Source organism: Luteibacter aegosomaticola (assembly GCF_023078475.1).
In the GTDB taxonomy this organism is placed as follows: domain Bacteria; phylum Pseudomonadota; class Gammaproteobacteria; order Xanthomonadales; family Rhodanobacteraceae; genus Luteibacter; species Luteibacter aegosomaticola.
In genome coordinates, this window is the sequence record NZ_CP095741.1 from 1,658,452 (window position 1) to 1,673,096 (window position 14,645).

A 14,645-nucleotide genomic window follows, 5' to 3' on the forward strand; every position below is an offset into this window, starting at 1 on the left:
ACAACGGCGTGGCATTCCGGTATGGTTTGGGGATGTCTGCGCTTCTCATTCTTTTTGTCTGCCTGGCTCTCGGCATTCTCTGTCGGCGGTTTGCGAACCTGCCGGAGGGGATCGTTCCGGGGATCAACTGGTGGGTGTTGAATATCGCCTTGCCGGCGTTGGTGCTGGCGTTGGTGCCGCATGTCGCGATCGATCCGCACCTGTGGTTTCCGGTGGCGGGGATGTGGATCACCTTCTTTGGTTCGTGGGCCGTCGCGGCGACGCTGGGGCGGATCTTCCACTGGACCCCGCAGCGCATCGGCTGCCTGACGCTCGTGTGCGGGCTCGGCAATACCTCGTTCATGGGCTATCCGATGATGGAGGCCCTGCACGGGAAAGAGGGGTTGTCCGTTGCGGTGATCGCTGACCAGCTGGGTTGCTTCCCGCTGCTGGCGGCGGGCGGGATCATCGTGGCCTCGATCTACTCGGGGAAGGGCGCGAGTGGCGGCATGATCGTGAAGCGCGTGCTGGGCTTCCCGCCGTTCCTCGGGTTGCTGGTCGGTATCGTGGTGGGCGTGCTGGGTGGCTGGCCCGCTGCGGTCGACAAGCTGCTGATGCAGATCGGCCAGACCCTGACGCCGCTGGCGCTGTTCTCCGTGGGCCTGCAGTTCAAGCTGCACCTGCAGCGCGACCAGGTGGGTGCCTTGATCGCGGGCCTTGGCTGGAAGCTGGTGCTCGCGCCGCTCATCGCGCTCGGCGTGGGCCTGGCGGCTGGCGTGGGTGGCCTGATCCTCACGGTCGGCGTGTTGCAGGCGGCGATGGCGCCGATGATCTCGGCGGCGATCCTCGCCGACCAGCATGGCCTGGAGCCGCGCCTGGCGAACACGGTACTCGGGGCGGGCATCCTCATCTCACTCGCCACGATTCCCCTGGGCAACCTGTTCCTGCCCGCCTGAGCCTTGGGTTTCCCGGCCGGCGGCCGCACACTGCCGTTATGACCGATATCTCGACGAACGCTGGCGTCCGCGCCGATGTGTGGCTGTGGGCCGCGCGCTTCTTCAAGACCCGTAGCCTGGCCAAACAGGCCATCGATGCCGGCAAGGTGGAGCTGAATGGCGCCACCTGCAAACCGGCGAAGACGGTGCACGTGGGCGACCAGTTGCGGATCACCCGTGGCGAGGAGCGCCTGGCCTGCGTGGTGGCCGGGCTGGCCGAGAAGCGTGGCCCCGCGCCCGAAGCGCAGAAGCTCTACCAGGAGACGGAGGAGAGCATCGCCGAGCGCGCCCGCATGCGCGAAGACCGCCGCCTCACCGGCGGCGCGCTGCTCCGCCCTGACGCCCGCCCGGACAAGCGCGACCGCCGCCTGATCCAGGACCTAAAGAAAACCCTATAGCTCTTGTAGGAGCGTGCTTGCGCGCGATAAACGCCCGAGGGTGCTGACGTGCCCGGCGTCTCCGCTTCGTTGGTTATCGCGCGCAGGTGCCTGGGAATGCACGGGGCTGTTTTCATCGGCGCTGAGATTTTGTAGCCTCGCGGGAGCCCGGTGAGTCCCCCACCGGCGGAGGGATTCGCATGGTTCCAGCGTCAGGCATCGCGCCGGGTCGACGTATCAGTCGGCATGGGCGGGTGCGATCGCACAGCGTCGTTCTTGCGGCGGCTGCGGTTTTGCTTTTGGCTGGCATCGCCACGCCCTTGTTGGTCGCAGCAGGTGGCTCGCTGGCCGACCATCCCCTCGCGACGATCATTGCTGCCGTGCTGTGCTTCGCGGGCCTGGGCCTGGCGGTAGCGTGGAAGACGCTCGAGCCGAAGGTGGTCCTCGCGCTGCACGACCGCGGCGTAGTGATTCATTACTCGCGTACGAAGCAGGACGACTTCGTGCCATTCGCGCACATGGCGGATCTCTACCTGTATCGCACCGGTCAGCAGACGGGTCTCGTTAACGGCCTGGCGTTCCGCCGCGATGCGGAATCACCGTGGGTCGATGTGCGCGATAACCTCGGTGATGCATTCCGCCTGCGTGGCGCGATCATCGAAGGGCAATTGCGCGAACGTGGGCCGCTGACTTTGCGTGCACTCGAAGCAGGCGAGGGCGTGGTCTTCCACATGGTCTCCGATGACGATCGCCACGCGCGTCGACAGGGCAAGGCGGGGCAGGGCATCAAGGCCACGGCGTTCTACCTGAGCCCGCTAGGCGTGGAATTCGAAGGTCTGACGATTCCGCTGCACGAGATCGCCTCGGTGGACGAAGGGACGACCTCCGGTTCACTGCGCCTGCTCGACGAGCGTGGTCAGACGCTCTGGGGCGTGCACTACCTGTCGCTCTTCAGCGCCGACCTGTTCATCGTGCTGATGCGGACGCTCATCGAATCCCGGCACTACGGCCTGGGTGGCGTCACCAGCAACAAGAGCTATTAAAGAACGCCTCCCGCCCCGGCCACCGGGCTGCTGAATTCTCAGGGCGGGGCGGAAGGCATCACGGCACCGATGGATGGAGAGTCGATAGGCGCCGTGATGGGCGAACTATAGGAGCGCCCGATGCCGTTGGGAATTTGATTATTCGGATGATTCCGATAGGCCGCCCCTATCGTAGGAGCCCACCCTGTGGGCGACATCTTTTCGCGATAAAGCCACAGGACCTGCAGCCATGTCGCGAACGGCGTCGCCCACAGGGTGGGCTCCTACGGGTGCCGACCATGGCCGGCAGCGGGTTAGCGGGTTAGCGGAGCATCTTGCGTAGCTTGTAGAGCTGGTCCAGCGCTTCGCGGGGGGTGAGGTCGTCGGGGTCGACCGAGCGGAGGGCTTCTTCCACCGGCGAGGGCAGCGGAGGTGCGAACAGGCCCATCTGCGGTGCCGGCGTGGCGGGGGCGGCGACGGCGGTGGTCACCTCGTGGCCCTGCTCCAGCGCGGAGAGGTAACGGCGTGCGTCAGCGATCACCGCCTTCGGTAGGCCAGCTAGCGCGGCCACCTGCAAGCCGAAGCTGCGGTTGGCCGGGCCTTCCTTCACCGTGTGCATGAAGACCAGCTGCTCGCCGTATTCGACGGCATCCAGGTGCACGTTGGCGATGGTCGGGTACTCGGCCGCGAGTTCGGTGAGCTCGAAGTAATGCGTCGCGAACAGCGTGAACGCGCAGCTCGTCGCCGCCAGGTGCACGGCGGCAGCGCGGGCGAGCGAGAGACCATCGTACGTGCTGGTGCCGCGGCCCACCTCGTCCATCAGCACGAGGCTGCAGTCGGTGGCGTTGTGCAGGATGTTCGCCGTCTCGCTCATCTCCACCATGAAGGTGGACTGGCCGCGCGACAGGTCATCGCCCGAGCCGATACGCGTGAAGATGCGATCGATCGGGCCGATGGTGACGGCCGATGCCGGCACGTAGCTACCGACATGAGCGAGCAGCACGATCAGCGCGTTCTGGCGCATGTAGGTCGACTTACCGCCCATGTTCGGGCCGGTAATCATCAGCATGCGCCGTGATGCATCGAGGTTGATGTCGTTCGGTTCGAACGGCTCGTCGCGCACCTTTTCCACCACCGGGTGGCGGCCACGTTCGATACGGATACCCGGCACATCGGTGAGGACCGGTGCGGCCCAGTCGAGCGTTTCCGCGCGTTCGGCCAGGTTGGCGAGCACGTCGAGCTCGGCCATGGCGGAGGCGGCGATCTTCAGCGAGGGCAGCTGGTCGATCAGCTTGTCGAGCAGCAGCTCGTACAACGCACGCTCGCGCATCAGCGAACGTTCCTTCGCCGAGAGCACCTTGTCTTCGAACTGCTTGAGCTCTTCGGTGATGTAGCGCTCGGCGTTCTTCGTGGTCTGCCGCCGCGTGTAGTGCTGCGGGGCCTTCTCCGACTGCGCCTTGGTGATTTCGATGTAATAGCCGTGCACGCGGTTGTAGCCGACCTTGAGGGTCGGGATACCGCTGGCGGCCTTTTCGCGTTCTTCCATGTCGACCAGGAACTGGTCGGCATTGGTGGAAAGGCGGCGCAGTTCGTCGAGTTCGTCGTCGTAGCCTTCGGCCAGCACGCCGCCATCGCGCAGCAGCACGGGCGGCTGTTCGATGATGGCGCGGGCGAGCAGGGCAGCGGTATCGGCGTGGTCGCCGATGCGCTGCACCAGGTCATGCAGCAGCGGGCTGTCGACGCTATCGACTTCCTCGCGCAGGCGCGGCGCGGCGGCCAGGCCATCGCGCAACGTGGAAAGATCGCGCGGGCGGGCCGAACGCAGTGCGACGCGGGCGAGGATGCGCTCCAGATCACCCACGCCACGCAGTTGCTCGCGCAGCGTCCCGTGGCGGCGTGCATCGATCAGCGCGCCGATCGCCTGGTGGCGGCCACGCAGCAAGGTGCGGTCGCGCAGCGGACGGTTGAGCCAGCGGCGCAGCAGGCGGGCGCCCATGGGCGTCACGCTTTCGTCGAGCACGCCGAGCAAGGTGTTTTCAACATTGCCGCTCTGGTGCGTATCGATCTCCAGGTTGCGCCGGGTGGCGGCATCCATGGCAATCGTCTCGCTGGCGTTCTCCACGGCCATGCCGGTGAGGTGCGGCAGCGCGCTTTTCTGGGTCTCTTCCACGTAGCCGAGCAGGCAACCGGCGGCGGCCACAGCAAGCGGCAGGCCTTCCACACCGAAGCCGCGCAGGTCGCGGGTTTTGAAGAAGCGGCAAAGCTCGCGCGTGGCGGCATCGCCATCGAAGTGCCAGGGCTGGCGCTTGCGCACGCCGGGCAGGGCGGTGACGAGCTTCGGCCACGCGATATCTTCGCTGACCAGTGTTTCCGCCGGCTGCAGGCGTGCCAGTTCCGCAGCGAGGCCTTCGGCCGTCGCGGTTTCCGTCAGCAGGAAGCGCCCGGTGGAGAGATCCACCCAGGCCATGCCGTAGCCCTTCGGGCCAGCGGCGATCGAAAGCAGCAGGTTGTCGCGGCGCTCTTCCATCAGCGCGGCATCGGTCACCGTACCCGGCGTGACAATGCGCACGACTTCGCGCTTCACCGGGCCCTTCGACGTGGCCGGGTCGCCGATTTGTTCGCACAGCGCGACCGATTCACCGAGCTTCACCAGGCGCGCGAGATAGCCTTCTACCGCGTGGTAAGGCACGCCCGCCATGGGGATGGGCGCACCGGCCGACTGGCCGCGCTGGGTCAGCGTGATATCGAGCAGGCGCGCCGCCTTGCGGGCGTCGTCGTAGAACAGCTCGTAGAAGTCACCCATCCGGAAGAACAGCAGGATATCGGGGTGTTCCGCCTTCGCGGCCAGATACTGGCGCATGAACGGGGTATGCCCCGCCGCCGAGGCGATGTCTTCTGCTAAAGCCATGATTTTCCGAAACTTGGGTTGCTGGGCGGCCTGCCGATGGCAGGCCGGCCGTACATGATACCGGCTTAGGCCTCGGGCCGACGCAACCGCGCCTGTAGGAGCGCGCTTGCGCGCGATTGGGTGCTCGCGGCAAGACCCATCGCGTGCAAGCACGCTCCTACTGGGTTAGGGCGGGGTGTAGGTGTCGTCCCGCTGTAGGCGGCGGAGGCCTAGTTTGGTTAGCTGGGCTTCGATGGCAGCCTGGGTTTTGGCGCCGACGATGCCGTCGACGCCTAGTTTGTGCAGGCGTTGGAAGGCTCTTACGGCGGCGGTGGTGCCGGGGCCGTAGATGCCGTCGACGTGGAGCGGACGGCCGTTGCCGTTGGTGAAGCACAGGCGGGTGAGGTTGGTTTGCAGCGTGCGGACGTCTTCGCCCCAGGTGCCCGGGCGGAGCGGGCGGTAGGCCTTATCGTGCGATAGGGGCGGCAGGCCGTTGCCGGCGGCGAGGCTTGCCACGGCCGCGCGGTTGAGGCGATCGACCCAGGCGGCGAAGCGCGCCTGGCGATCCTCCAGTCCGTTGAAGCCGCCATTGATCGCCAGGGTCGCCGCGCGTGGATCCTGCAGCGCGGAGACGGGCACGCGGGTTTGCCAGAACCAGATGGCGATACGCGATGCGGTGGCGGGATCGGCCGCCAACCCGGGGTGGCCGATGAGATCGATCCCGAGTTCCTCCCCGGCCACCGCGTAGTTGTCCTTGCCCGTGAGCTGGATATAGCCGCGCCCGCGATACAGCCAGCCATCGCCGGGTGCGTCGTTGCCGAGGCGGCCGCCGTACATGAGTTCGGCGAGTGCCTCGGGCTTGCCCTGCATGGCCAGGCGCTGTGCTTCTTCCAGCGGCTCACGCCCCTCGCGCCATGCCCAGCGCACAGGAATCTGATAAACGCCCCGCGAGTAGCGGAAGCCTTCTTCCAGCAGGCTGAGCCCATCGGACTCATGGCTGACCTGCGCCATGAAGTTCGCCAGTTCAAACGGCTGTGTGATACCCGCCTGCCAGGCGAGGGTGGCCAGTTGCGATTCGCGATCCATCGTCGTCTCCATTCCCTTGTGATGCGGTGCCAGGGCCCACTCCGTGAGCCCTGCACACCGTACACCGAATGAATCCGCACAGCGCTCCGCTAGTCCCTCACAACGTGTAGGCCAACACCCCGCCAACTATCGGTACTTCCCCTACAAACCCCAGCGCTTGTAGGAGCGCGCTTGCGCGCGATCTCGATGAAACGCTCCCCACCAACCGATCAATAACTAATCGTAATCGCGTCAGCCCGCGTCGCATCCACATGATAAAGACAGCTAGGCTGCAGACTCGTGGTGCTCCCCGTCCCACTCCAGCTCGGCGTCACCGGCGTGTTGTTCAGATCCCACAGCTGGATATTGCTCACGGTCATGCTGCCATCGCGCGGGTACTGCCGGCAGTTGGTGATGCCGTACACCTCCATCGCCACACCAAACACCCAGTCGAACTCCTGGTCGATCGTGTCGGTATTGGCGAGCGTCGTGGTGTTGCCCATCGTCTGGTCCGTGGTCGTCACGGTCCAACGCTGGCAGTTCGTGCCCACGGGGCAATCCATCACCATCTCACCGTGGATGCGGTTGCCGGGGTAGGTCTGCACCGCATCCGACGAGAACACGTTGCCCGCGATACAGCAGTTCCAGCTGGCTATCGTCCAGATGTGATTCGCCACGCCATTCGACGAATAGGCGTTGTAGCCCAGCACCGGCTGCAGGATGGAGCGGACGTTGGAGAGATCCTCCAGGCCGGGGAAGAAGAACACCACGCCGTTCGACACGACGCTGGGATTCGTCGGCACCACCCAGTCGGCAGTCATCCGGCGCATCTGGTTGTTCGACGCGACCCACGTGGCCGATTCGACATACGCATGCGCGATGTCCGGCTGCGCGGTCGGCGTACCAGCGGCCTTCGCCAGTGAGCGCACGCGAACGGGCGACTGCTCGGCACCTTCGCCCGGTGCGAGGGCGACGCCATCACGGGTGAAGTGGGGGCGCGTGCACGGCGCCACCTGACGCATCCGGCCATTGGCCTGGCGCACCTGGCCGTCGCCCTGCAAGGCTTCACCCGGGGCGATGTGCTGCACGCACGCCGGGTCGAAATAGCCGCCGGGCGTGATCACGTAGTTATCGGGCACGCCCGGCGCGCGATACGCGGCGCCGGCCTGGCCAACGGTGGTGAGGGCCGGCGTGTTATCCGTGGCCTGCGCGCTGGCGCTTCCAGCCAGTGCCAGCGAGGCGAACAGCCATCCCAGCAGGTGTCGTTTACCGTGGTTCATCGAAAATCCTTCGGTGAGGGGCAATTACAGAGCAATGGTGAGGTTGGCCGACGCACCGGTCTGATGACTTCCATGCGCGAACAGACCTGCGGCATCCATGCCTACCGAAATGCGCCGGCCAAGGCGAAGCTGTACGCCCGCGCTGGCGATAGCCGCGTCGCGGGGCAGGGCGGTGCCGAACACTTCAAAGGCATCACCGCCGGTGGTGAAGGCGACATCGCGACGCGCGGGCAGGCTGCCGTAGGCGTGCTGCCAGCCGACGTTGGCGTGGACGCTGACCGCGCCCGCGTCGGTGGCGTCCGGTGCCCATGCACCACGCACGCCGACGGTCGACGAGGGTGTCGTCTGCCGGCGCTCGCGTGTTTTGAGCTCGAAGCCACCGCCGTGTTCGGCGAACGCTTCGGCGTCGATACGCGTGGCGGCCGCACGTACGTAGGGGAAGACGGACCCATGGTCGGACTCCACCTTCAACGCCGCTTCCACGAAGGCATGCTGCACCGGTGCGTGGTAATCACCGGTCAGGCGCTGCGCGTTGTCAGGCAAGTTGACCTGGCGCGTGGTGCGGACGGTGTTCCAGTCGTAAGCGAGGCCACCCTGCAACAGCAGCGAGCCGACCTGGCCGCCGCCGTATACGCCAGCGAAGCTGCTGTGCGTCGTCGATGTCGAAGCACGGTCACGCACATCCAGCGTGCCGTAGCCCCGGCCGCCGACGATGCCGATGCTGGCCTGGTCGCCGATCGGCACGTCCATACCGCCGAGCACGCCCGACATATCGCCGCGTGCGCTCGCGGTACCGAGGCTCTGCGAGCCCGCCTGGCGGCCGTTGCCGCCGAGTGCGCGCACCCATGCGGCGCTGAGTTCACCGTTGCGCTGCGCATCCGTGCCAGCGCGCTCGAACAGGCGATCGCTCATCGCATCGCGGATCTGCCGGCTGTCGTCGACCAGTCGCGTCTGCAGGCTCGCGTGGATTTCGCCGGAAAGGGCGTTGTACGTATCGCGCGCCGTGGCGGCATTCATCACGACGACGGTGTCGTAGATCGGGTTGCCGGGCGTCAAGGTATCGATCGCGGTACCCGTATCGCTCTGGTTGGGCGTCGTACCCACGTCCTGGAACGAGGTGTCGTTGCGGACCAGGGTGAGCTGGGCGCTCGTACCGGCGTAGGCGAGGCTCGGCGTGAGGAAGGCGAAATCCGAGTTCACCGTGCCGAACTGGCCCGCGATACCGCCGCCCGCCGTGAGGATGGTGTACGTCGTCGATGCCTTGTAAGCCTGGCCCTGTGGCAAGGCCAGCACGCCACCCGCGAGGGTCGCCTTGCCGCCGACCGCCAGCGTGTCCGAGGTGCCGTCGGTGCGGACCTTCACCTGATAGAGCGCGCTGGCGCCGAACGTGGCGTCGCCGCCAATGTGCAGCGTACCCACCGTTGCGGTGTCGCCCGGCGCGACCACGCCGTTGAGCTGTGCGTTGCCACCGATCGTTCCGAAGCCGGAGAGCGTGGTGCCCACCTGCTGGACGAGGTCGCCGCTGAGCACGGCGCCGGCGTGGGCCGCATCGCCCACAACGAGGTGGCCGCCGGCGAGCGTCGTGCCGCCGGTGAACGTACTCACGCCGCTCACGACGAGCGTGCCGGTACCGGCTTTCAGCAGGCTGCCACCGGTGGTCGGCGTGGCGCCGAAGTCGGCAAACGCAGGCCCGAAGCCATCGTGCAGGGCACCGAACGAATCGTTACTGTCGGTGCTGCCGAGGACAAGGTTGTGGTTGCCCAGATACACATCGCCGTCGCCCGAAAGGTGGGCAATGCTGAAGCTGCTGGCGTTGTTCTGGCTGATGTCGATATTGGCGCCGGCACGGTTGGTGAAGCTGGCCGTGCCTGCCGTCGTATCCGCCTCAAACGCGATGGAGCTGCCCGTTTCATTGACGATGCTGGCGCTGCCCGCCGTCGCCTGGTCGTAGAAGTCGAGCACGCTGCCGTGGCGGTTGTTGATCTGCGCCTGCGCCGCCGTGCTGTCGTAATCGAACAGCAGGTAGCCGTTGTCGTTGTTGATCGTGGCGGAGGCCGCCGTGGCCTGGTTCCAGAACTGCACGGTGTTACGGCTGGGCGCGGCGATCGTATTGGCTTCGACGCTCGCGTTCGGATCGCCGTTGTTGATCGTGGCCGAACCGGCGCTGGCCTGGGCGCCGAAGTACATCGAGGCCGCATAGCCATCGGCCGCGTTGTTGTTGATCGTGGCGTGGTCGGCGCTGGACTGGTCCAGGAACTGGATGGTCGTGCTGCCACCCGGCGGGGCCTGCGGGGTCTCGATGAGGCTGGTACCGGCGCGGGTCGTGCTCGCATAGGTGACCGACGAGAAGCCGGTGATGTGCGTGCCGCCGGTGTTGGCGTTGCCATCCACTTCCACGATGCCATCGGCATGGCCCGCCATCAGCGTGCTCGCGTCGATGGTGGCGTTGCCGAGCGTGGTGTTGCCACTCAGGTACACGCCCTGCGCGTGCGAGATTTTGCCGGCGTACGCGGTGCCGTTGGTGCCCGTCGCGTTGACGAGGTACAGGTTGCCGACGAAATAAGCGCCCGTATTGATCTGCAGGAAGGTCACATCGCCCGGCAGTACACCCGCCTGGCTTTGCGTACCGATCTGCAGCGACGCGGTATCGGAGACCTGGGTGAGGCCGGTATAGCTGTTGTTCCCGCCAGCGAAGATGAAGGTGGGCTGCGGGGCGTAGAAGCCCGAATTGAGGATGACGCCACCGCTGCCGGTGATCGCGCCCGCCTGCGTCGCCGTGCCACCGCCGAAGCCGGCGTGCAGCTCATAGGTGCCGGTGGTCGTGATGCCTGCCGTGTTGGTGTCGCCATTAGCGGAAAAGGTACAGCTGCTGGCGCCGCAGCTCACCGCCGCGTGTGCCTGCCCGGCGAAGGCCAGGCCGGCCGCCGTGAGCAGCGCCAGTGCCGGTGCCGTCTTCTTCGCCGCGCCACCCTTGCCACGGGCCCGCGTCAGCTCCGAAACGGCCACGAGCGCACCCCGCGACCCGCTCCAAACGAGCCGGTACGTCTTGTTCATCCTGATAATCCCCAAACGGCGCCCAGCGCCTCTGAATCCCCACTATCAATTGTAGGTGATCCAACATTGGGTAGACATCGTCATGTAAGGCGCAGGTCGCACCGAAAACGCATACTCGGTCACGATTCGCTGTAGGAGGGGGTGGATTGGGGTGCGAATCGCGCGCGAGCGCGCTCCTACAGGGGGCAGGTCACGGTCTCTATGGGCGTTTCACGAGGAGGTCGATATGGAACGTATCCTCTGGATTCCCGTAGTTCGCCTTGTCATAGAGTCCTGACTCAAGCGCGGGCGCATCCGGATGCCGGTACGACTCATTCGAATAGTAGGACCGCGTCGTTTGCTTGGCGTACTTTCCTACAGGAGAGATGGACGCGGAATACTTGCGGCTTCCGTGCTGGGCTATGAACGTCACGATGGATAGCTCCCAGTGGCAGACCCCCTGACGGTAAAAGTCGCCATCAAGCAACGCGTCTTCCATTGCGGTCGTCTGGAAGCGGTCGCCTGTACGGATAACCTGGAGGCCCACGTCGTAGTCCTGGTATTTGCGTACGCCCTCGATGCCGGTCACGGGGACACACATCACATTCTCGATCTGGTAGTGCGCCGTGGCCCGCATCGTATCGATAGGGCCCGGCGCGCCGGTAATCGCTGCCTCAACGGAGATTGGCTTCCTCGGATCCGGGTTGCGCCGGATCGTAGGGCCCGACTGTTGGCACGTGGTCAACAGTCCGGCCGCGATAAGAAATGCGACTGGCGCCATATAGAATGGTTTTAACCGTTCATGAAGGGTCTTCATGGCTGCGTTACACCGACGATTGATTGCTGCTTGGTAGAGGCGTCCGTACGCCAAAGACCTCGCGTCCCTTGCTGTTAAGGACGACGCGACCGATCCAGTTAAACGCATCGTCTGCTAGAAACGCGTAGTCATTTGCTGTCGCGTTCATCCGTAGCCTCCTTGGCCGTGAGCGTTACAGCGTGCAGCGATTCCCCATCGCGGGGATGAAGCACTTGCGGGTTGGAAATTCCGGTTTGCGGTAGATCAGTGGGCGAGGAATTGAATTGCCACGATGTGAAGTAACGGGTTTCGCTTCCGTTAGATTCCACCGCCTTGTTCGAGATGGTGGCCCTGAGGTGACGCGGGCCGTGCTTCATGTTGAACGTCGCCGAGGCGAAATCCCAATGGCAGTCACCCAATCCGTCGTAGTTCTCATCGGCATAGGGGTCGAGCGGTAGCTTCGCCGCATACGATGAATCGGACAGCTTTACCACAGGAATCGCGATCGTCTTTTGCGGCATGGGCAGGGCGCCCGACACCATCCTTGGCTTCATGCAGCTCAGATTGCTGACTGCATAGACGGCATCCACGGACGGTGCTTCCGGGGTGAACGGAAGATCACTGGTCGAAATAGTGACCGTTGACCACCGATGTGCCTTCGGATTCGCATGCGGACTGTAATCATGATCGAGCGAATAAAGGATCAATGCGGTAACAACTGTCGCCGCGATGGCCGCCATTCTCAGGCGTGTATCCCTGGTCCTAAGCATCATCGGCCTCCTTGGCCGTTATTGTTACGGAGCAAAGTTTCTGGTTTCGGCTATCCCTTAGCGAATCGGGATTGGTTAGTGAAAACTGGGTTCGATTTTTCTCATTTTCGCTGAAGGATTGCGGTGAGAAATATTGTCTTTGAGTACTGTTGCTGGTGATTATTGACTCAGTAACACCTGCTGAGAATCGGCGGCCGCCCAGATTCATGTTGAATGACGCAATCGAAACCAGTCAGCGGCACGGGCCAAGCCCGTCATAGTCTTCATCCTTGAAGGGATTATCGGCTATGCGACCTCGAAACGTGTGCTCAGACGTTCTTTCGACGGGCACATTGATGGATGTCTGTCGATCGACAATGCCACGACTTGGTTCCCGTCGTATCAACCGGGAATTAGGGGCCGTGGGGGCGGATGGCGGCCTGTTGGGTCTGCGTCGCCTGTTGGGCTTGGGATTGCGCGTCTTGGTCGCGCGTAGCCGCGGCCGCGTGCCACTCACGGGAGCTCTGTTCGAGCGGAGTACTCATGGCCTGTGCTGTGCCAACCTCGACATATCGCTTGAAAGGAGACCCGAGGTCTCCCTGTACGCCAAAGGCCTTGCTTCCATCGCCGTTGAGCACGACATGGTCGATCCGGTTAAAGCCTTCGCGCGCTGCTGCCACCGAGATTGCGCCGGCTAGCCTATCGGTGTTTGCGTCGGGAGAACGTCCAAGCTGTTGATCAATCGCGGAGACTTCGCGATGCGCCTGCGTGTAAAGCTGATGTCCGGGGTGATCGGCTTTGCGTAGATCTTCGCCGCTAGGTGGGGGGCTATGCGCAGGTGCGCCGTAGCTCGCTCCTCCGAGTGCTGTCGCGATGTTCGGATCTGAGAAACGATCGGACACGTGGCTTATGGCTGATTGAGCTGCTTTAAGAACTTCGCGTCCACCGTCGCGGAGCGCTCGGGCATCGCGCACGAGTTGATCTCCGGCAACAACCGCATTTGCAATCGCTACAGAACCCACGGCCTTGACGGGTTGTTCCAGTGCTCGTACGCCAATGAGTTCGGGGTGCTCGAGATTCGAAGTGAGTTGAATACGACCCGTCAGAATGTCATTGCGGAAGGCATCAATTGACGTCTTGTTTTCCTGGTATCGTTCCGTCGTGACACTGTTGATAATGCCCGGCCCTGTCGAGCTATTGACGAACGATTTGGAAGCATGAGCTTCGACGTTTCGCCAACTAAGCGCATCGATAAGACGGTGATCCCTCTGATCGGCATATCCGGCAGCCTTGATCGTTTCAATATCTGCGGCGGTTGCATAGACACGTACCTCGCCGTAGTGCTCGCTTGCAGCGCTCACGACGTCAGTAGCGCGGACATGATTGATGATGCGATCGTCGCCTCGATCATCATGACCCCTGAGTCCGACAATTCCGTAGGCGTTGAACGTTTCACCTCGAATGCCGAATTTCTCGGCGCTCAATTGGGCGAGTCCGCCGCCAAGGGAGTGGCCGGTAACCGATATCGGTAGAGATTCGGGACTCATATGGAGCTTCTCGGCGAGTTCGCCAATGGTTCGTCGCGTGTACTGCTCCGACTCGTAGGCCTGAAGGTCGATTCTTGAATTTACCATCGCGACATCGACGACAGCATCGAGTAGATCGTCCGTTCCACAAAAGGCGATGATTAATTCACCCGAATCGACATCGCGATAGGTGCGCGCATAGAAGCCAGTGGTGATATCCATGGCCGAATCTTCGATTACGAAATGACGCTGACCATGTTGGACTTCCTGGCCATCCATCCGGGGTACATAGGCATCGTCCGCCAGAAATGCGTAGCTATCTGTTGTCGTTGTCATTTGTGGCCTCCTTGGCCGTCACGTCAATCTTGAACGTTTTGTTACTTCCGAATATGGATGAATTCTTGATGCCAGCGATCTTCAGCGGCTTGGTCGCGTCGTCGAGCGTACCTTGCGCAAAATAGTTCTCGGCCTTCCCTGATCCTGAAAGGTCGTCTGAGTTGAAGGATGCCATGAACGATCGCCGGCCCTTTATCCCAGTGAAGCCAATCGAGGTGAATGCCCAGTGACAAACACCTTTGCCGAAGTAGTCTTCATCAAGAAAAGGATCGAGATCGAAGGTGGCTGTGTAACGATTGCCGTTGACTTTGGTGAGGTGGAGTTCCAAGCCCGTATTAGGTATCTCGGTCGTTCCGGAAATAGCCATGGTTGGAGCGCAGTCGTCGTTCGTTACCTGGTAAAAAGCTCGCGCCGAGGCGCTGTCGAACGACGACGGCATCCCGTCGATGGATATGGTCACGATATAGCGCCGCGCGGGCGACGGCTTCTCGTGTGGCATGGGCTGCCGATGGCACGAGCAGGCAACCAGGGCAGTCGCGACGATCGCTCCGATGAGACCTGTGTTTTTGAGGCGATGATGAGTGGTCACGGCGGTCCTGG

The 14,645-nt window shown here is 63.6% G+C and carries 11 protein-coding genes; 3 read left to right on the top strand and 8 right to left on the bottom strand.

The features are described from left to right. The first annotated feature begins 32 nt into the window (after window positions 1-32). The 3 genes from L2Y96_RS07260 (at window position 33) to L2Y96_RS07270 (ending at window position 2,394) form a co-directional block, all read left to right on the top strand. Window positions 33-935, top strand: coding sequence for an AEC family transporter (locus tag L2Y96_RS07260; protein WP_247334765.1), 903 nt, complete (start codon window positions 33-35; stop codon window positions 933-935). A gap of 38 nt (window positions 936-973) precedes the next feature. After that, window positions 974-1,372 carry an RNA-binding S4 domain-containing protein gene (locus L2Y96_RS07265; protein WP_247334767.1) on the top strand — a complete coding sequence of 133 codons (399 nt, stop codon included), beginning with the start codon at window positions 974-976 and terminating at the stop codon, window positions 1,370-1,372. A gap of 278 nt (window positions 1,373-1,650) precedes the next feature. Then, the gene (locus L2Y96_RS07270; protein ID WP_247334769.1) at window positions 1,651-2,394 is read left to right on the top strand and encodes a hypothetical protein; all 744 of its coding nucleotides are present in this window, start codon (window positions 1,651-1,653) and stop codon (window positions 2,392-2,394) included. 301 nt (window positions 2,395-2,695) lie between these two features. On the opposite strand, the gene mutS is transcribed toward L2Y96_RS07270, so the two are convergent. From mutS to L2Y96_RS07310, 8 genes are all read right to left on the bottom strand, one after another. Then, window positions 2,696-5,281, bottom strand: coding sequence for a DNA mismatch repair protein MutS (gene mutS / locus L2Y96_RS07275; protein WP_247334772.1), 2,586 nt, complete (start codon window positions 5,279-5,281; stop codon window positions 2,696-2,698). Between the two features lie 165 nt (window positions 5,282-5,446). After that, window positions 5,447-6,346: a peptidoglycan-binding protein gene (locus L2Y96_RS07280; protein WP_247334773.1), complete on the bottom strand. Its 900-nt coding sequence runs from the start codon at window positions 6,344-6,346 to the stop codon at window positions 5,447-5,449. A 209-nt stretch (window positions 6,347-6,555) separates the two neighbouring features. Beyond that, the gene (locus L2Y96_RS07285; RefSeq protein WP_247334775.1) at window positions 6,556-7,605 is read right to left on the bottom strand and encodes a hypothetical protein; all 1,050 of its coding nucleotides are present in this window, start codon (window positions 7,603-7,605) and stop codon (window positions 6,556-6,558) included. 24 nt (window positions 7,606-7,629) lie between these two features. Beyond that, complete coding sequence (locus L2Y96_RS07290; RefSeq protein WP_247334778.1) at window positions 7,630-10,659, bottom strand: autotransporter domain-containing protein; 3,030 nt, start codon at window positions 10,657-10,659, stop codon at window positions 7,630-7,632. Between the two features lie 199 nt (window positions 10,660-10,858). Further along, a complete protein-coding gene (locus L2Y96_RS07295) occupies window positions 10,859-11,455 on the bottom strand; it encodes a hypothetical protein (protein WP_247334780.1) in 597 nt (198 codons plus the stop codon). 128 nt (window positions 11,456-11,583) lie between these two features. Beyond that, window positions 11,584-12,174 (bottom strand): hypothetical protein, encoded by a 591-nt coding sequence (locus tag L2Y96_RS07300; protein ID WP_247334782.1) that lies wholly within the window; start codon window positions 12,172-12,174, stop codon window positions 11,584-11,586. Between the two features lie 422 nt (window positions 12,175-12,596). Then, the gene (locus tag L2Y96_RS07305) at window positions 12,597-14,045 is read right to left on the bottom strand and encodes an XVIPCD domain-containing protein (protein ID WP_247334783.1); all 1,449 of its coding nucleotides are present in this window, start codon (window positions 14,043-14,045) and stop codon (window positions 12,597-12,599) included. Beyond that, the gene (locus L2Y96_RS07310) at window positions 14,026-14,634 is read right to left on the bottom strand and encodes a hypothetical protein (RefSeq protein ID WP_247334785.1); all 609 of its coding nucleotides are present in this window, start codon (window positions 14,632-14,634) and stop codon (window positions 14,026-14,028) included. Before L2Y96_RS07310 ends, L2Y96_RS07305 begins: the two co-directional genes overlap by 20 nt. Window positions 14,635-14,645: the final 11 nt, after the last annotated feature.